Source organism: Acidovorax sp. Leaf73 (assembly GCF_916855635.1).
Taxonomy (GTDB): Bacteria; Pseudomonadota; Gammaproteobacteria; order Burkholderiales; family Burkholderiaceae_C; genus Acidovorax; species Acidovorax facilis.
Genome location: NZ_CAKASI010000001.1, coordinates 346,485 through 363,797, shown reverse-complemented (window position 1 = coordinate 363,797; position 17,313 = coordinate 346,485). Strand labels below are relative to the sequence as shown.

Genomic DNA, 17,313 nt, shown 5'->3' with positions numbered 1-17,313 from the left:
CCTTAGTTATAGGACCACCAACCCATTGATGGGAAAAGCGCTTGTAAGCCCCGGAGCGTTTGGCCTGCAGTCTGCGTTACGCTAGGCATCCACCCGCCTAACCAGCCCATGAGCATCCAAACACAGTTCTCTCTTCTCCGATTGCAGGGCGAGCCTCTGCCACAGGACCTTGCAGTCCTTCTCCATCACCAGGAAGAGCTGCAACGCCGCACCGGCGTCTGTATGGGCACAGCGGCCGACTGGGCCCCCTGGTTGGACACCAGCGACCTGAGCGAAGCCGAGCGGGCCGACCCCGAGATTGCTGCGAACCTTCGGGCCATCGCCGAGGTCTGCCGCCACATTGCTTTTGTGGTAGCCGATGATGAAGGCAATTACTTTGGCTACTGGCGCGGGCCGTCGTCAACACCCATTGCCGACAGTGTGGTGGTGCAACTGAGCAACGAAGCGCAGTTCTCGGTGTGCGGAACCGCGAACATCGCGGGTGCCATCCTGACCCAGTGTTGCTACGGCGGAACGTTCGACGAGACCCGCCAATGGTTTCTGCGCCTGGGTCTGACCGCCCTGCCCGCCTACCCCTATGACCTCGGCAATCCGCAGGTCACGCCCTCCCCGGCAGCCTTGCACGAGCAGCTTTTCAAGGCATATCTACCTGAGGCTGGGTAACTACACGCCCTACTTCGCTTTTCAGCGAAAAGGCGGAAACGGTAGCAGCGGTATCAGCGGACCGCGCTTCTTTGATCCTGTGGCCCTCAGCCAAAGCCATATGCACCCACTGTGCAAAAAAGAGGCTCGCAGGCCATCGCACCCGGGTGGGTGTGCACAGCATCGCAGCTTGCCGCTGTCCTGATGGTTGCGCTCGCGCGCGTGGATTTGCAGCTGGCGTAATGAACTGTAATCGCCTGCGCCCAACCCGCTCGATATTCTGAAGTGGTGCTGTTGAGGATGACCTGCATAACCCTCGAGAGACGGTGGTAGCGCGGATGGGGATGGGGCACAAGGCGTCTTTTTGCAGCCAATAGCCGCGCTATTGGCAAGAAAAGCAATGCAGTGGACCGCCCGAGACCGCGCTATCACAGACCGCAGGGAGTTGTGCAGGTCATCCTCAAGGGCCTCTTTTTCAAAGGCCCTGCAGTACACAAGAGTCAATGCAATTGCATTTGACTGCTGTCTCCGCATTACTTATTCACTTTCAAGGAAGCACCATGCCCAGCACTCTCTCTACCGGCTTTGGCCAGACAGGCATTTTGGCAAACAGCCCCAACAACTACGACACCCTGCAACCTGGCCAGTACCGCCTCACCAACGTGACGCTCGTTCCTGGCATCCCGGTATTCAGCACAGAGGAAATCTACAAGTTGAGCAACGGCGCTGGCACGCCCGATATTTCGGTCAAATTTCAGTCAATGATTGGACATGCTGCCGGGGCTATCGTTATCAACGTGTACGCCATCTAGCAGGACTGGTTCGGCGGGCGCCCCACACGGCGGACTGCTGGGCGGTTTCTGACCAACAGCGAGGCGCCCGTCCTGAGGAATCATCGCTTCGTGGATAGACTCGGCGGATGCCGCGCCCTCCCCCAAGTACCCTGCCAGAGACACCGGAACCTATTCGCAACCGACCGGTGGTGACCTTGCGCGAAGTGGCAGAGCAGGCGGGGGTGTCCATGATCACCGTCTCTCGCGCCATCAACACGCCTAGCCAGGTGTCCGAGCCCACACGTATTCGGGTACAGGCAGCCATCTCCAGCCTGGGCTATGTGCCCAACCTCATCGCGGGGGGCTTGCGCTCGGCGCGCAGCCACCTGGTCACGGCCCTCGTGCCCACCACCACGGGGCAGCTGTTCGGCGAGATGATCCAATCGCTCACCGACGCACTGGAATTGCGCGGCTACCAGGTGATGTTGGGCCAGGTGGGCTATGCACATTCGCGCGAAGACGAACTGCTGCGCGCCATCGTGGGCCGCAGGCCCGACGGCATTGTGCTCACTGGCATCATGCATTCGCCCGAAGGGCGGCGGCTGCTGCAGGCCTCTGGCATCCCTGTGGTGGAGACCTGGGACTTCACCCCCAACCCCATCGACATGCTGGTCGGGCTGTCGCACGAACAACTGGGCGCCGCCGTGTGCAAGCACCTGCATGCCAAAGGTCGGCGCCGGCTGGCGCTGCTCAGCGGCGACGATGAGCGCGCCGCGCGGCGGCGCAAAGGTTTCTATGCCGAAGCGGGCCGACTGGGCTTGCGCGAGCCCGCCCTGCAGCTGGAGAAATCACCCACCTCCCACACCGAAGGGCGTGCGGGTCTGGCGGCCTTGCTGGCCGCCCAGCCAGACATCGATGCCGTGTTCTGCAGCTCCGACATGCTGGCCTTGGGGGTCCTCACCGAGGCGCGGGCGCGCGCCATGGCGGTCCCCGACCAGTTGGCCGTCGTCGGTTTCGGAGACATCGAGTTCGCCCAGACCGTGATCCCCAGCCTCACGACCGTGCGCATCGACGGCACGCGCATGGGCCAGACGGCGGCAGGCTTTATTGCCGACCGCGCGGAGGGAAAGACCGTGGCAGAGCCGGTGGTGGATATCGGCTTTTCGATCATGGAGCGCGAGAGCGCATAGCGGGTAGCCCGGCACCTCCAGAGATCCAGGCCGTACGCATCGGCATGTCTCTACAGGCCAATACCGTTCAATTTGTGGTGTATTGTATGAACACCATGCGCAGCAGCCCCTCGCCAGATCTCGAGCAATTCCTGGAACAACTCGCACACGAAGCCCGCCCGGGCGACCGACTCCCCACCATCCGCGAATTGATGAAGCGCTTTGGCGCATCGCAAATGCTGGTCCAGCGGGCTTTCCAACGCCTCAAGGAAAAGGGGCTGATTGATGCCCAGGTGGGTCGGGGTACCTACTTCCTGGGCGCAGGTTCGCAACCGGTGACGACGACTGAAACGAGTCCCTTACCGAGCAAAATCCCGCATCCCAAAGCCCCTGCGGCAGTCACCTCCACTGTGAAATCGGTGCTGCTGCTGCGCCGCTCCATCAGCATTGCGCGTGGGCGCGTGCTGATCGAAAGTCTGCAGCACCGCCTGGCGGCCGACGGGCACCGGGTGCTGGAGCTGTCGTACAACGACCCGGACCATGCGCTCACGGTGCTCAAGGGCCTGCCGCGCTTCGATGCCTGCGTGGTGCAATCCACCTTCAAGGCCATTCCCATCGCCCTTCTGGCGGCTCTGCGCGACAAGTGCGACGTGCTGGCCGTGGACGGGGCGGCGCTGGTGGGTGCCGACGTCGAGGCCGTGGGCACCGAGTGGGGCGAGCCGCTGGCAGCCGCCATCGCCTTGCTGATGGAGCAAGGCCACCGGCGCATTGCCTACGCATGCACCTCCCACCCCTTTCTGGCCACCCAGCTCGGGCGTCGGCGCTTTAAGTATTTGCAAGCCACGCTGTCCGATGTGGTGCTGCAGGAAATCACGCTGGACATGCTGCCGCACGAGGACTACACCGCCCGACTGGTGGAACAGATCCAGGTCCGCGTGAAGGGCGCTGACAGCGCGAGCGCTTTGCCCTTTACAGCCCTGGTGGCCTGGGGCATCGAGGATGGCGCACTCTTCCAGCGCCTGCTGGCCCACAGCGGGATTTCGGTGCCCGCGCAGCTGAGCGTGGTATTGCTCGGCCGCACGGACCTGGCCAGCGAACATGCGGACTTTTTCGAGGTGATCGGTTGCAGCGTGGCTGACCAGGTCGATGCCCTGCACCGCGCCATCACGGCGCGTTGGGCTGACGCAGGGACACCCTACGGCGTGCACCTGACGCCAGTGACGCACCGTGCGGGCACATCGGTAGCAGCCCCTGCGCGGTAGCTATGGCTCCACGCAGCCGGGTGCCACGCGCGCCACGGTGTCCACCACGAGCCGCGCCGATTCGCCGACATAGGCTTGTGCATCCAGCGCCTGCAGCAAGTCATCCGGCAAGGCACCGCCATTGAACGGCGGCTGTGCGCGGATCGCGTCGATGAAAGGCACGCCCTCAGACTGCGAGCGCTGCGCCGCCGCGTAGAGCAGGCGATGCGCCTCATGCCGGCCCATAAGGCGGGTGAGCCGCATCATCACAGCCTCAGAGGCGATCAACCCCCGCGTCATTGCGAGGTTGCGGGACATTGCCTGCGGGTTGACCGCCAGGCCTTGCGCCAGCCGCGCCAGCGTCTCGGCCACCGAGGTGGCGATGATGGCGATCTCGGGCAGCAGCGTATCGGCCACGTTGGTGGCCGATGAGTCACCCTCGTCCATGCGCACCATGGTCTCCAGCGCGGCCTGGGTGCGCGTACGCAGTATGCGCGCCAGACTGACCAGCAGCAGTGCCATGGAAGGGTTGCGCTTTTGCGCCATGGTGGAACTGCCCACCTTCCCGATGTGAAAGGCTTCCGCCACTTCACCGACCTCGGTGCGCTGCAGGAAGACCACGTCCTGCGCGATCTTCTGTGCCGTGCCCGCCAGGAGGCCCAGTGCGGCCAGATAGTCGCTGGCCCGGTCATAGGACGACCGCAGCGGCATGTCGGCCGACAGCAGGCCCAGTTGCTGCGCCATCAGCGCCTGCACTGCGGGCCCGAGCGGCCCGGTGGCAGCAAAGGTGCCGATGGCGCCCCCCATGCTGGCTGGAAACGAGGAGGCAAGCCGCTCGGCAAGGCGACGGCGGCCACGGTCCAGTTCATCGACCCAGCCCGCGAGCTTGAAGCCCAGGGTCATCGGTAACGCGTGCTGGCCATGCGTGCGACCTGCCATGGGCGTGGCCTGGTGCTCCAACGCCAGCGCGGCCAATGCTGCTATGGCGGCATCCAGGTGCCCTGCCAGCAGCCTGTGGGTTCGCACCATCTGCAGTGCGCTGGCCGTGTCGAAGATGTTCTGCGTGGTCGCGCCCCAGTGGATGAAGCCAGCCGCAGGCTCACCGCACAGCTCCTCGAACCGGTGGAGCACTGGCACCAGCGGGTGTTGTGCGAAAGCGATGGCCTTTGCCAAATGCGGCAGGTCGAACAGTTCTGCCCGAGCATGGGCAGCGATCACCGGTGCCACTTCGGCAGGTATCACCCCCAGCCCGGCCTGGGCGTGGGCCAAGGCCGCCTCCACGTCCAGCCAGGCCTGCAGAGTGGCCGAATCGCTCCAGATGGCCTTGGCAGGTGCACTGAACCAGTGACCCGTGATGAAAGATTCGAACATACCGATCGCCATGTGTGCTCCATCCATACAACTACGGGTATATCCGTAGATTGTGTTGTATTGCGTTGTCCATCGAGGGCAAGCCGCATTCCAAACGCCAAGTGCCAGCGAATTTGCGACCACCCATTGATTGCATTGTATTGCATTAATAAAATTCAATACATACAATTCACATGCAACCGCCAAACCACAATCCACGGAGACAAATCCATGACACGGCATTTCCTGGCAAGCACGGCTTGCCCAACCTCTTCAGCGCCCTACACCGCACTTGTGTGCGTCGCCTTGGCCAGCCTCGGGGCCTGCGGCACAGCACAGGCCCAGTCCTCGCTGACCATCTATGGCATCGTCGACCAGGGCCTGGCCCGTGCCAATGGGGGCACAACCCCCAGCGCCCTGCTACCCGGGCGCGGCGTGGCGCCACGGGTCTGGACCATGAAGGCCGGCAACACGTCGCGCCTGGGGTTCATGGGCCGCGAGGACATGGGCGGCGGTCTCTACTCGCGCTTTCAGATCGAGCACCGCTTTGCCGCTGACACGGGCGCGCCAAGCAATCCCAGCATCTACTGGCTGGGCCGCTCGGTGGTGGCAGTAGGCAGCAAGCAGTGGGGCGAGGTGTATGCGGGGCGCGAATACTCGGCTGCCTACACAGTGGCTCTCAATGCAGACCCCACATATTGGAGCTACGTGAGCCAGTTGGGCTCTGCCTACACCTATGCCAACTACACGCCAGTGGCGGCTCCCGCAGAAGCATCCAACATCCGTTGGGCAAACGCCGTAGGCTACAAATCACCCGTGATCTCTGGCGTGAGCATGGAGATTGCAGGCGCTTTTGGCGAAGGAGTGCGCAGCAACGCCACCTCGGGCAACCTGCAGTACAAGAACGGGCCCGTATGGGTGGGCGCTGCGTTCGATCGGCTTGACTCCAGCACCCACCTGGCTCTGGTGGCAGGCGGGTACGACTTCGGCGTGGTTCACACCAAGGCCAGCTACAGCCGCGCCAAAGGCGGGGTCAATGGCGATGCCACGGCCTACAGCGTGTCGGCCATGGTGCCGCTAAGTTTTGGTCGTACCTACCTCATGGTTGGGCACCTGAAACCCGCCACCCAACTCGATTCGCAGATGATCGGCGCTGGTCTTCAGTACGACCTGAGCAAACGCACATTGCTCTACACCAACCTCGGCACAGCCAAGCGCGACAGCCTCACACGCACCACAGCCATCGACTTTGGCGTGAAGCACACATTCTGAACAGGAGTCACCATATGCAACGCAGACAACTCCTCCGTCAGGCCGCGATGACAGTTGTGAGCACGGGCACTCTTATCACCCACACCGCGCAGGCGCAGAGCGACAGCGGCAATACCAAACCCATCTCACTGATCGTGGGCTATTCCGCTGGCGGAAGCGCAGATCTTGTCGCGCGCATTGTTGCGACCGAGCTGGGCAAGCGGCTAGGCCGTACCGTCATCATCGAGAACGTGGCGGGCGCCAGCGGCATGCTGGCCGCACAGCGGGTGCTCAACGGCCCGGCCGATGGCAGTCTGATCTACATGGGAGGCACCGACACAGTGGTCGTGCCCATGGTCAACCCCAAGGTCAAGCTCGACTGGGAGAATGACTTCATTCCGGTGGGGCGCATGACCACCGTCCCGATGATCTTTGCCGTGCGCAAGGCGTCTCCCTACGCCAACCTGCAAGATCTTGTCGCCGCGCTGCGCATGGGTGGCAAGGACAGCATCAACTTCGCCACGCCGGGCATCGGGACGATGCAGCACCTGTACGGCGCGCTGATCAACAAGCAGGCGAAGGTGTCCATGCTGCACGTACCCTACCGAGGTGGCACACACATCACCAACGACCTGGTCGGCGGACAGGTGGACAGCGCCATGTTGGTGCTCTCCACGGCCATGCCATTTCTCAAGGACGGCAAGATCAGGGCGCTGTCGGTCTCCGACACCGCACGGGTGCAGCAGCTGCCTGACGTCAAGCGCATTGGAGAGGAGGAGGGTTTCTCCGGCATGGCTCTGCCATTGTGGCAAGGCCTCTTCATGAAGGCGGGCACGCCCGCCGCGACTGTGAACGCCGCCGACAAGGCACTGCAGGAAGCGCTTGCGCAGTCCGAGCTGCGGCAGAAGCTGCAGGAAGCAGGCATTACGGTCGCCCCCTTGAACGGGCCTGAATTCAAGACATTCATCAAACCGCAGGCGAAGCTGTACCGCGATATCGTGACGACATCCCAGATCACGATGGAGTGAAGTCGCGCGGCAAGCATGGCAAAACCATGGGGCGCAGCGCAGCCCCCAACGCTCTTTTTTGCTCTGGATACCGGATTGCGAAGTGTGTGGCCCTCTCCTGGTGGTTCAGGCCCCGCACTCCTCGCAGCGCGGGCAAGACAGGCATCCCCCCGGACGGGGGATGCCGCGCAGGTTGCGAACAGACAATGCCGCCCGGGCCGGTCAGCGCAAAAATTCAGGACACATAGATCAGCGCCGCCGCCCGAGCCTCCATCGCCAGTCCCTGCCCCACGGGCCCCAGGCGCTCGGCCGTCTTGGCTTTCACATTGACTTGCCCCTCAGCGATGCCCACGGCCCGTGCAATGGCGGCGCGCATGCCGGGAATGTGCGCCGCCAGTCGCGGAGCTTGCGCGATCACGGTGCTGTCGATGTTGCCGATCGCGTAGCCCGCCGCACGCACGCGCCGCGCTGCTTCGGCCAGCAGCACGCCGGAGTCGGCACCGCGAAAGGCAGCGTCGGTATCGGGGAAATGGCTGCCAATGTCGCCCAGGGCAGCTGCGCCCAGCAGCGCATCGGTGATGGCGTGCAGCAGCACATCGGCGTCCGAGTGGCCCAGCAGCCCCGTGGGGTGGGCAATGTCCACGCCACCAATCACCAGCCGACGACCGGGCACCAGGGCGTGCACGTCCCAACCTTCACCAATCCTGAAATTCATCCGCTTGCCTTTGTTGTTGCGTGCCTTGCGGCGTTGTATTGCCTTGCGCCCCCCGCCGCACTCATCCACGGCGCCGTGAGGCCGGGGTAAAAGCACTGAAGGAAACGGTTCTAGAACAGATTCTTTTTGCCCGGTGCGGTGGTCACCTGTCCACGGTCGCCCCCAAAACGCTCCAGCGTCGTGCCGTGCGCACGCGCAGCCAGTACGGCCGCCGCCAGCGCAAAATCGTCCGGGTAGGTGACCTTGAAGTTCTGCGCCCCACCCGGCACCAGGCGCGGGTGCAGGCCCATGGCCTCCATGGCGCTGGCCTCGTCGGTCACGTTGGAACCCACCTTGTCGATGGCATCCATGAGGGGGCCGATGCGGAACATCTGCGGCGTCTGGGCCAGCCACTTGTCGCTGCGATCCACCGTGGAGGCCACACGCACGCCGCCGGGGCCGTCGATGGAGGTCTTGAGCGTGTCGGCCAGCTTGTGCGCCAGCAGGCCCCCGACACTGTCGCCAGCGCACTGGTCGATGAGGGAGTCGATCTGCTCGGACGTGACCAGGCAACGCGCGGCATCGTGCACCAGCACCCAGTCATCCGGCTGCGCGCCCCGTTCCAGCAGCGCCTTGAGGCCGCCCAGCACCGTATCGGCCCGCGTAGGGCCGCCACACTCCACCACAAAAAAGGTGGGGTGCGCATGCGTGTCCAAAAACCGGTCCCCGGGGGCCACCGCGACCAGGGTGCCCAGCAGCCGCCCTACACCGGCAAAGGCCGCGAGCGTGTGCAGCACCATCGGTTGGCCCGCCACCAGGTGGTACTGCTTGGGCAAAGGGGCTGTGGGCGGGGGCGCCGCAACTTCCACAGCCGAAAACGCAGCCACGGTCGAGGTCGATGGCGCAGCATTGCCGGAGGCGGACGCGGGGGCAGCAGCGCCCGCCGCAACAGCCCGCAAGCCCATTCCGGCACAGGGCACCAGCGCCCAGAATCGCCCATGGGCAGACAAAGGGGCGAGCGGGGGTTGGAGCAAGGGAGCAATCATGAAGCGCTCATTCTAAAATCCTCCGTTGCCCTCCGATCCAGCCCGTGCGTGTTTCGCGCCCCTGGGGATGCGGTGGGCCCAGACGACACCGTCCGCATGGAACTGCCCAAACTCTCCCCCGGAAAACGTTTCACCCTGCCCCGCCCCGTGGGCAGCGCCGATTCCCTTCTACTGGCCCGTCTGGCCGGACGTGACAAGGCAGGGGGCCGCACCACCGCCATCGTCACGGCCGACGCCACCGATGCGCAGCGGCTCATCGACGAGATGGCCTTTTTTGCGCCTGGCCTGCGCTGCGCGCTGTTCCCGGACTGGGAGACGCTACCCTACGACACCTTCTCGCCACACCAGGACCTGATCAGCGAGCGGCTGGCCACGCTATGGCGCATCTCCCAGGGTGAAGCCGACGTGGTGCTGGTGCCTGCCACCACAGCGCTGTACCGCCTCGCCCCGCCCTCCTTCCTGGCGGGCTATACCTTCCACTTCAAGGTCAAGCAAAAGCTCGACGAAGCCAAGTTCAAGGCCCAGCTCACGCTGGCAGGCTACAGCCACGTGTCCCAGGTGGTCAGCCCTGGCGAATACGCGGTGCGCGGCGGGCTGATCGACCTGTTCCCCATGGGCTCGCTGGTGCCCTACCGCGTGGATCTGTTCGACAACGAGATCGACAGCATCCGCACCTTCGATCCCGACAGCCAGCGCAGCCTGTACCCCGTGCCCGAAGTGCGCCTGCTGCCCGGCCGCGAGTTCCCCATGGACGACGACGCGCGCGCGAAATTCCGCAGCCGCTGGCGCGAGATGCTCGAAGGCGACCCGACCAAGAGCCGCATCTACAAGGACATGGGCGCGGGCGTGGCCACGGCCGGCATCGAGTACTACCTGCCGCTGTTCTTCGACGAAACGGCCACCGTGTTCGACTACCTGGGCGGCGAGGCCACGGTGGTGCTGCATGGCGACCTGGAGCCCGCGTTCCAGCGCTTCTGGCAGGACACCAAGGACCGCTTTCGCCTGGTGCAGGGCGATCCCGAACGGCCTGCTCTGCCGCCCGAGGCGCTGTTCCTCTCAGCCGATCAGTTCTACACGCGCGCCAAGGAGCATGCCCAGCTGTCCATCCGCCCCGGGGTAGAGGACATTGCCGACAACCCCCACTTCCAGAAGCTCGGCGACCTCTCGGTGGTGCGCGGGGCAGAGGACCCGCTGGCGCGCCTGCACGCCCACCTCCGTAACACCCAGCACCGGGTGCTGCTGCTGGCCGAGAGCGATGGGCGGCGCGAGAGCCTGCTCGACTTTCTGCGCGCCAGCGGCGTGAACCCACCGGCCTTCGACTCGCTGGCCGAGTTCCAGGGCACAGCCGACGAAAAGGTGGGCATCGCCACCGCGGGCCTCACCGTGGGCTTCAGCTGGATCGAGGACGGCATCGACTTCGTCACCGAGACCGAGCTGTTTGCCGCAGGCCCCACCACGCGCCGGCGCAAGAAACAGGAGCAAGTGAGCGATGTCGAGGCACTGATCAAGGACCTGGCCGAGCTGAACGTGGGCGACCCGGTGGTGCACAGCCAGCACGGCATCGGGCGCTACCGCGGCCTGGTCAACATGGACGTGGGCAACAAGAACCCCGACGGCACGCCCGCCATGCAGGAGTTCTTGCACCTCGAATACGCCGACAAAGCGGTGCTGTATGTGCCCGTGAGTCAGCTGCAGCTCATCAGCCGCTACACCGGCGTGAGCGCCGACGAGGCGCCGCTGCACAAGCTGGGCAGCGGCCAGTGGGAAAAGGCCAAGCGCAAGGCCGCCGAACAGGTGCGCGACAGCGCGGCCGAGCTGCTCAACATCTACGCCCGCCGCGCGCTACGCCAAGGCCATGCCTTCCGCTACAGCCCGCAAGACTACGAGACCTTTGCCAACGACTTCGGCTTTGAAGAAACAGCCGACCAGAACGCCGCCATCCACGCGGTGATCCAGGACATGATCAGCCCCCGCCCCATGGACCGCCTGGTCTGCGGCGATGTGGGCTTCGGCAAGACCGAGGTGGCGCTGCGCGCGGCCTTCGTGGCCGTCACGGGCGGCAAGCAGGTGGCCTTCCTCGCGCCCACCACGCTCTTGGCCGAGCAGCACTACCAGACGCTGGTGGACCGCTTCAGCAAATGGCCGGTGAAGGTGGCCGAGGTCTCGCGCTTTCGCTCGGGCAAGGAGATCACCGCCGCCATCAAGGGCATCGGCGACGGCACGGTGGACATCGTGGTGGGCACGCACAAGCTGCTCAGTGAATCCACCAAGTTCCACAACCTGGGCCTCTTGATCATCGACGAGGAGCACCGCTTCGGCGTGCGCCACAAGGAGCAGATGAAGGCCCTGCGCGCCGAGGTGGACGTGCTCACGCTCACGGCCACGCCCATCCCCCGCACGCTGGGCATGGCGCTCGAAGGGCTGCGCGACCTCTCGGTCATCGCCACCGCGCCGCAGCGACGCCTGGCGATCAAGACCTTTGTGCGCAACGAGGGCACGGGCGTGATCCGCGAGGCCGTGCTGCGCGAACTCAAGCGCGGCGGCCAGGTCTACTTCCTGCACAACGAGGTGGAGACCATCGAGAACCGCCGCCAGAAGCTCGAAGAGATACTGCCCGAGGCCCGCATCGCCGTGGCCCACGGCCAGATGCCCGAGCGCGAACTGGAGCGCGTGATGCGCGACTTCGTGGCCCAGCGCTACAACATCCTCCTGTGCTCGACCATTATCGAGACCGGGATCGACGTGCCCACCGCCAACACCATCATCATGAGCCGCGCCGACAAGTTCGGCCTGGCGCAGCTGCACCAGCTGCGCGGGCGCGTGGGCCGAAGCCACCACCAGGCGTACGCCTACCTCATGGTGCCCGACGTGGAAGGACTGACCAAGCAAGCGCAGCAGCGGCTTGAAGCCATCCAGCAGATGGAAGAACTGGGCAGCGGCTTCTACCTGGCCATGCACGACCTGGAGATCCGCGGCGCGGGCGAGGTGCTGGGCGAGAACCAGAGCGGCAACATGCTGGAGGTGGGCTTTCAGCTGTACAACGAGATGCTCAACGAAGCCGTCAAGGCGCTCAAGGCCGGCAAGGAGCCGGACCTGCTGTCGCCCCTGTCCGTGACCACCGACATCAACCTGCACGCCCCCGCCCTGCTGCCCGACGACTACTGCGGCGACGTGCACCTGCGCCTGTCGTTCTACAAGAAGCTGGCCACGGCCAAGAACCCCGACCAGATCGACGGCCTGCTCGAAGAGATCGTGGACCGATTCGGCAAGCTGCCGCCGCAGGCCCAGACCCTGATTGACGTGCACCGCCTGCGCGTGCTGAGCCAGCCCTACGGCGTGGTCAAGGTGGATGCGGCCCCTGGCGTCATCAACATCACCTTCAAGCCCCAGCCGCCCATCGACCCGATGCGCATCATCGAGCTGATCCAGAAAAACAAGCACATCAAGCTGGCGGGCAACGAGAAGCTGCGCATCGAGCGCGAGCTGAAAGAACCCAAGGACCGGGCGCAGATGGTGCGGGACATCTTGCGCAGCCTGGGGCAGCCACTGGTGGTTGCTTGATTTTTAATGAAATTGGCCTCTAGCGCTTATCTGAAAAGCGCTAGTAGCTATTAATAGCATAGCGAACAGAACCATGTGGCTGGAAGCCGCCCTCGCCCTCGTCGCTCTGGTTACCGCTCTGGCGGCCCGTCCCTGGCGCATGCTGGCCAACCGCAAGCCTCTGGCACACGAGACGCAGGGCGCGCCGTCTGCGCTGTGGACGCCACTGCTCGCCACGCTGGTCTTCCTGCCCTGGCTGTGGGCCCTGCCCACACTGCACGCCATGCCGCTGCAGCTGCAATGGTCGGGCGCCTGCCTCGTGGTGCTGATGCTGGGCTGGCCGCTGGCGATCCCGGTGCTGATGGGCGTGGGCATCGTGGCCTGCCTGATCTCCCCAGCGATGGCCTGGGCCGATGCGCTGGGTGCCACGGTGTGGCTGGGCGTGGTGCCCGCCACGCTGGGGCTGGGCCTGGGTGCGCTGCTGCGGCGCTACACGGGCACCAAACCGTTTGTCTATGTGCTGGGCCGTGCGTTTCTGGGCACGGTGGTCTGTGTGTTTGCAGCGGGCGTCCTGTCGCAGTGGAGCGGCCACCTGCTGCCCGGCGTGGGCGATGAGCTGTCGCTGGTGGCGCGCTGGCTCATGGCCTGGGGCGATGGGTTTGTCACCGGCATGCTCGCGGCGATTTTTGTGGCCTTCAAGCCCGAGTGGCTGGCCACATGGTCGGACCGGCTGTACTTGCCCCGGCCGGACTGAGCCTCGGCTGCTGCAGCGATGGTTGACACAGCGCAAGGGGTATCCGCCTTTGCAGCGCGATAGTGGATGCCACACCAACAAGGAGTGCCCCACCATGAAGCTGCTGAACGATCTTTTCTCTACCGACTACGGGCTGATGAGCATCATTGGCATCGGGTTCATGCTGTGCATGGCCGCGTTTTTCCTGCGCATGTTCCTGGTCAAGATGAACGAACCACCTACGCCCAACCCCGCCACCGCCGGGCGCACGGGCAACGGCAAGAGCCTGCCGCCTTCGCGCTGATCCGGCCCGCACGGTCTGAGCGCCTTAGCCCGGCACGGGGAAGCCGAGGAGGCGATGCTCTTACGGGCTGTAGCCCTTAAAAAACCGCTCCCACGTTCTGCCATGGTCCACGGCCCGTTGCCGACAAACTCCAGCGCGCAGTGCATGCCGCCCTTTTCGACCCGGACACCCAAGCCAAGCTTGCCGCCAGCGGCACAAACGTCTTAGAACCTGTTCAAAATCTTTTCGGGGATCGCATTGGAGTGCCATCGTAATGGACGTGGAAGCTTCGGATGCGCCGCATGGGCTCATGCCCATGCAAGCAGCCGGGGCGTCCAATCACCCGATTTCGCTCCAACCCTTCGGGCAAGTGCCTTGCCGGGCGGTCCGCGGCGTTGCGGCGCTTGCCAATAGCCGGGCTATTGGCTGCACCCCGCGCCTTGCATCCCCTCCCGGCAAGGTACTCGTGCGACCCTGAAAAGATCTTGAACAGGTTCTTAGCCCAGCGCCAGACTGTCCGCATCGAACGACGGTGGTCGCAAAAGGTCCTCGTCGATGCCCATCACTTTGCTGGCGCGCTCCAGGGCCTGCCACAGGGGCGCAGGCATCTGCAGTATTTCTTCGGGAGAGGCTGACTGCGCAATCCATGCACTAATGTCAACGTGCTGCTCGGCGGTGAGCAAGTCCAGGTGCAGCATTTCGTCAATGGTCTTCATCGGTGGTCTATCGGTAGCGGGTCTTGCTGGCGAGGGCACCTGCTGGTGCTGGGAAGTGGAAGCCCAAGGCTACCTGACAACCATCAACATGCGGCCGAGAGCGCCAATATCAACCGGGGCACGCCGAGCCCCCGGCGCTCGGGAAACGCGACCATCCAGCCCTGATCATGGAAGAAACTGGCCAGAGCCGGGCTGGTCACCGTGGCGCTGAACCTGGTAGCTTCATTGCCGATGGTCGCGCAAAGCCGAAACGCTACTCCCCGCGCCCCCGCACCTGCGCCCTGAACCCCCAGTTGTTCTCCAGCCCCACATTCACCGCCTTCCCGCCGTCCTCGAATTTCAGCGTGACCACGGTGACCTCGCCATCCGCCACCGAGCGCGAGATGAGCTGAAAGGTCTGCGCATCAAGCCAGTGGCCCTTGATGGCGATGACCGCATGGGGTCCCTGCTGCGCGGTGCGGTACTTCCCATCCAGGCCCAGCGGGCCGGCAACCGGCTCGCGCGGCAAATCGGGGCGGCCGCTGTCGAAGGTGACCTCATAGCGCGGGTTGGCGGGCGTGAGATCCAGCACGAGGCGCTGGATGCCCATGCCGTTGCGCTCGAGCAGCCAGGCCTTGCGTGAGACGGTGGCGGCCAGTTCGGGCGTGGTGGTGGGGATGGCGCTGGGCTTTTCCACCCCGGCGTCGCGGATACGGGCGGCCAGATGGTCCTGCCCGGCAGCGTCAGCAGGCAGGGGCTCGCGCGAGCGCACGGCGGCGGTGATGTGGTCGATGAACAGGGGCAGCGGGTAGTGGCGCCGGCCGGTCACGGCGACGACCACGTCGAGGTCGGGCAGCACCACGATGAGCTGGCGGTTGAAGCCGGCCGTGAAATACGCGCGCCTGGAAGGGATGCTCCACCAGCCGTTGGCGTACTTGAAGGCGGGCGCACCGTTGCTGGTGCCAAAGCCCATGTCCACCACGGGATTGAAGACCTGCTCCACCCAGGCGGCGGGCAGCAGCTGGCGGCCGTTCCACTGGCCCTTGCGCAGGTAGAGGTAGCCGATGCGCGCCATGTCGCGCGGGTGCAGGTACAGGCCCCAGCCGCCGACCTCCAGGCCCTGCGGGTCCTTGCGCCAGCGGACGTCGGTGATGCCCAGGGGGCCGAACAGGCGTTTTTGCGCATAGGCCAGGGTGCTGCCGCCAGTCTTGTGCGCCAGGATGGCCGAGAGCAGATGGGTGTTGCCACTGTTGTAGTTGAAGCCCGTGCCGGGCGCCTGGGCCATGGGCCGGTCGAGCACAAAGCCCTGCCAGTCGCGCGTGCGGGTCAGCTGCAGCATGGTCTCGGGCACGGCGTCGCTGAGCGGCTCGATCCAGTTCAGGCCCGAGGTCATGTCCAGCAGGTGGCCCACAGTCATGGCCTTCTTGGAGGCATCGGCGTTGGCGACCTTGCGGTCAGCAAAGAAGTCGAGCACGGGCGCATCGCGCGAGGCGATCAGCCCGTCCTGGATGGCCATGCCGGTGAGCGTGGCGACGACACCCTTGGTGGTGGAGTTGACGGCATGCTTGAGCCCCTCGCGGTACGGGGCATAGAAGGCCTCGGCCACCAGGCTGCCGTGTCGGGTGACGAGCAGGCTGTCCATGCCCTGCGCTGCGCCAAAGTCGACGAGCTTGGCCAGCGCTGCGGAGTCCATGCCCTGCGCCTCGGGCGTGCTTTCTGCCCAGTCGTCAGCAGGCCAGATAGCGGCGAGAGGGGCTTCGGCAGCCGATGCAGCGGGGGATGCGGCAGGTGATGCGGGGGCCGCTGCATCCTGCGCTACCGCTGGGGTAAAAGGCACCGTCGCGCTGGCCAGCAGTGCGGCCGTGGCCTGCCTTCGGTTGATCCATGTCGCGGAGACTTTCTCTCCCGCGTTGCCGTCTCTGTGCATGGCCATCGTCAGTACCCTCAGTGCATGTTGTGCAGAAATCATATGCGCCCATGGGCACTTACTGCACATCGTCCGCATCCCAGGCAAACCCAAGAGCTGGAAGCAACCTCTCTCGGCCGCGAGCCGCAGAATTTATGCCCTGCGGGGCGATACGGTTTGGGGCTGTCGAGTACGCAGGCGCGGGCGATACCATTGCAGGTTGTGCTCCCCCAAAAAAACGACTCCCACGTTCTGCCATGACCCACGCTACCGAATTCGCGCCCGGCCTTGTTGTCCAGGGCATTGAAGCCCCCCTGTCCCTGTCGAGCTACAAGCTCATCGCGTTTGACATGGACTCCACCCTCATCAACATCGAGTGCGTGGACGAAATTGCCGACGCCGCAGGCCGCAAGTCCGAGGTGGCCGCCATCACCGAAGCGGCCATGCAGGGCATCATCACCGACTACAAGGAGAGCCTGCGCCAGCGCGTGGCGCTGCTCAAGGGCGTGACCGTGCAGCACATGGAGCAGGTGTTCACCGAGCGCCTGCGCTTTAACCCAGGCGCCAAGGAGCTGATCACCGCCGCCAAGGCGGCGGGCCTGACCACGCTACTGGTCTCAGGCGGCTTCACCTTCTTTGCCGACCGCGTCAAAGCCGGGCTTGGCATCGACTTTGCCCGCTCCAATGTGCTGGAAGTCGAAAACGGCCTGCTCACCGGCCGCATGGTGGACCAGGCCTGGGGCGACATCTGTGATGGCGCCGAAAAGCGCCGCACGCTGCTGGAAGTGGCTTCGCTCATGGGCATCTCGCCCCAGCAGGCGATTGCAGTGGGCGACGGCGCCAATGACCTGCCCATGATGGGCGCGGCTGGCCTGTCGGTGGCCTACCACGCCAAGCCCGCCGTGCGCGCGCAGGCCAAGGTGGCCATCAACCAGGGCGGGCTGGACCGGCTGCTGGAAGTGCTGCGCTGATTCGCGACACCA

The 17,313-nt window shown here is 64.9% G+C and carries 15 protein-coding genes; 10 read left to right on the top strand and 5 right to left on the bottom strand.

Annotated elements, in window-relative coordinates; translation table 11 throughout:
- The first annotated feature begins 108 nt into the window (after positions 1-108).
- From LPA35_RS01795 to LPA35_RS01780, 4 genes are all read left to right on the top strand, one after another.
- Positions 109-663 carry a hypothetical protein gene (locus tag LPA35_RS01795; RefSeq protein WP_147433763.1) on the top strand — a complete coding sequence of 185 codons (555 nt, stop codon included), beginning with the start codon at positions 109-111 and terminating at the stop codon, positions 661-663.
- Between the two features lie 539 nt (positions 664-1,202).
- Positions 1,203-1,454, top strand: a complete 252-nt coding sequence (locus LPA35_RS01790; protein WP_055393637.1) for a hypothetical protein — start codon at positions 1,203-1,205, stop codon at positions 1,452-1,454.
- Positions 1,455-1,561: 107 nt separating this feature from the next.
- On the top strand, positions 1,562-2,605 hold the full coding sequence (locus LPA35_RS01785) for a LacI family DNA-binding transcriptional regulator (RefSeq protein ID WP_370641326.1): 1,044 nt from the start codon (positions 1,562-1,564) through the stop codon (positions 2,603-2,605).
- A gap of 86 nt (positions 2,606-2,691) precedes the next feature.
- Positions 2,692-3,846, top strand: a complete 1,155-nt coding sequence (locus LPA35_RS01780) for a GntR family transcriptional regulator (RefSeq protein ID WP_228894676.1) — start codon at positions 2,692-2,694, stop codon at positions 3,844-3,846.
- On the opposite strand, the gene LPA35_RS01775 is transcribed toward LPA35_RS01780, so the two are convergent.
- Positions 3,847-5,208, bottom strand: coding sequence for an adenylosuccinate lyase family protein (locus LPA35_RS01775; RefSeq protein ID WP_228894675.1), 1,362 nt, complete (start codon positions 5,206-5,208; stop codon positions 3,847-3,849).
- Between the two features lie 198 nt (positions 5,209-5,406).
- On the opposite strand from LPA35_RS01775, the gene LPA35_RS01770 reads away from it, so the two are divergent.
- Both LPA35_RS01770 and LPA35_RS01765 read left to right on the top strand, forming a co-directional pair.
- Complete coding sequence (locus LPA35_RS01770) at positions 5,407-6,447, top strand: porin (protein WP_228894671.1); 1,041 nt, start codon at positions 5,407-5,409, stop codon at positions 6,445-6,447.
- A gap of 14 nt (positions 6,448-6,461) precedes the next feature.
- Positions 6,462-7,454 (top strand): tripartite tricarboxylate transporter substrate binding protein, encoded by a 993-nt coding sequence (locus LPA35_RS01765; protein ID WP_228894668.1) that lies wholly within the window; start codon positions 6,462-6,464, stop codon positions 7,452-7,454.
- A gap of 214 nt (positions 7,455-7,668) precedes the next feature.
- On the opposite strand, the gene ispF is transcribed toward LPA35_RS01765, so the two are convergent.
- Positions 7,669-8,148, bottom strand: coding sequence for a 2-C-methyl-D-erythritol 2,4-cyclodiphosphate synthase (gene ispF / locus LPA35_RS01760; RefSeq protein WP_228894666.1), 480 nt, complete (start codon positions 8,146-8,148; stop codon positions 7,669-7,671).
- Between the two features lie 110 nt (positions 8,149-8,258).
- Positions 8,259-9,173 carry a 2-C-methyl-D-erythritol 4-phosphate cytidylyltransferase gene (locus LPA35_RS01755; RefSeq protein WP_228894664.1) on the bottom strand — a complete coding sequence of 305 codons (915 nt, stop codon included), beginning with the start codon at positions 9,171-9,173 and terminating at the stop codon, positions 8,259-8,261.
- Positions 9,174-9,269: 96 nt separating this feature from the next.
- On the opposite strand from LPA35_RS01755, the gene mfd reads away from it, so the two are divergent.
- From mfd to LPA35_RS01740, 3 genes are all read left to right on the top strand, one after another.
- Positions 9,270-12,734 carry a transcription-repair coupling factor gene (mfd, locus tag LPA35_RS01750; RefSeq protein ID WP_228894660.1) on the top strand — a complete coding sequence of 1,155 codons (3,465 nt, stop codon included), beginning with the start codon at positions 9,270-9,272 and terminating at the stop codon, positions 12,732-12,734.
- 73 nt (positions 12,735-12,807) lie between these two features.
- Positions 12,808-13,467 (top strand): hypothetical protein, encoded by a 660-nt coding sequence (locus LPA35_RS01745; RefSeq protein WP_228894658.1) that lies wholly within the window; start codon positions 12,808-12,810, stop codon positions 13,465-13,467.
- 94 nt (positions 13,468-13,561) lie between these two features.
- A complete protein-coding gene (locus LPA35_RS01740; protein WP_228894656.1) occupies positions 13,562-13,750 on the top strand; it encodes a DUF3149 domain-containing protein in 189 nt (62 codons plus the stop codon).
- A 476-nt stretch (positions 13,751-14,226) separates the two neighbouring features.
- On the opposite strand, the gene LPA35_RS01735 is transcribed toward LPA35_RS01740, so the two are convergent.
- Positions 14,227-14,445: a hypothetical protein gene (locus LPA35_RS01735; RefSeq protein ID WP_055400951.1), complete on the bottom strand. Its 219-nt coding sequence runs from the start codon at positions 14,443-14,445 to the stop codon at positions 14,227-14,229.
- A gap of 253 nt (positions 14,446-14,698) precedes the next feature.
- A complete protein-coding gene (locus LPA35_RS01730) occupies positions 14,699-16,357 on the bottom strand; it encodes a serine hydrolase (protein ID WP_228894654.1) in 1,659 nt (552 codons plus the stop codon).
- Positions 16,358-16,587: 230 nt separating this feature from the next.
- On the opposite strand from LPA35_RS01730, the gene serB reads away from it, so the two are divergent.
- Complete coding sequence (serB, locus tag LPA35_RS01725; RefSeq protein ID WP_228894648.1) at positions 16,588-17,301, top strand: phosphoserine phosphatase SerB; 714 nt, start codon at positions 16,588-16,590, stop codon at positions 17,299-17,301.
- Positions 17,302-17,313: the final 12 nt, after the last annotated feature.

What these genes read in the sequence shown, in the direction of transcription:
- LPA35_RS01795 (WP_147433763.1), top strand. Translation starts at nt 109, where the DNA reads ATGAGCATCCAAACACAGTTCTCTCTTCTCCGATTGCAGGGCGAGCCT.
- LPA35_RS01790 (WP_055393637.1), top strand. Translation starts at nt 1,203, where the DNA reads ATGCCCAGCACTCTCTCTACCGGCTTTGGCCAGACAGGCATTTTGGCA.
- LPA35_RS01785 (WP_370641326.1), top strand. Translation starts at nt 1,562, where the DNA reads ATGCCGCGCCCTCCCCCAAGTACCCTGCCAGAGACACCGGAACCTATT.
- LPA35_RS01780 (WP_228894676.1), top strand. Translation starts at nt 2,692, where the DNA reads ATGAACACCATGCGCAGCAGCCCCTCGCCAGATCTCGAGCAATTCCTG.
- LPA35_RS01775 (WP_228894675.1), bottom strand. Translation starts at nt 5,208, where the DNA reads ATGGCGATCGGTATGTTCGAATCTTTCATCACGGGTCACTGGTTCAGT.
- LPA35_RS01770 (WP_228894671.1), top strand. Translation starts at nt 5,407, where the DNA reads ATGACACGGCATTTCCTGGCAAGCACGGCTTGCCCAACCTCTTCAGCG.
- LPA35_RS01765 (WP_228894668.1), top strand. Translation starts at nt 6,462, where the DNA reads ATGCAACGCAGACAACTCCTCCGTCAGGCCGCGATGACAGTTGTGAGC.
- ispF (WP_228894666.1), bottom strand. Translation starts at nt 8,148, where the DNA reads ATGAATTTCAGGATTGGTGAAGGTTGGGACGTGCACGCCCTGGTGCCC.
- LPA35_RS01755 (WP_228894664.1), bottom strand. Translation starts at nt 9,173, where the DNA reads ATGATTGCTCCCTTGCTCCAACCCCCGCTCGCCCCTTTGTCTGCCCAT.
- mfd (WP_228894660.1), top strand. Translation starts at nt 9,270, where the DNA reads ATGGAACTGCCCAAACTCTCCCCCGGAAAACGTTTCACCCTGCCCCGC.
- LPA35_RS01745 (WP_228894658.1), top strand. Translation starts at nt 12,808, where the DNA reads ATGTGGCTGGAAGCCGCCCTCGCCCTCGTCGCTCTGGTTACCGCTCTG.
- LPA35_RS01740 (WP_228894656.1), top strand. Translation starts at nt 13,562, where the DNA reads ATGAAGCTGCTGAACGATCTTTTCTCTACCGACTACGGGCTGATGAGC.
- LPA35_RS01735 (WP_055400951.1), bottom strand. Translation starts at nt 14,445, where the DNA reads ATGAAGACCATTGACGAAATGCTGCACCTGGACTTGCTCACCGCCGAG.
- LPA35_RS01730 (WP_228894654.1), bottom strand. Translation starts at nt 16,357, where the DNA reads ATGGCCATGCACAGAGACGGCAACGCGGGAGAGAAAGTCTCCGCGACA.
- serB (WP_228894648.1), top strand. Translation starts at nt 16,588, where the DNA reads ATGACCCACGCTACCGAATTCGCGCCCGGCCTTGTTGTCCAGGGCATT.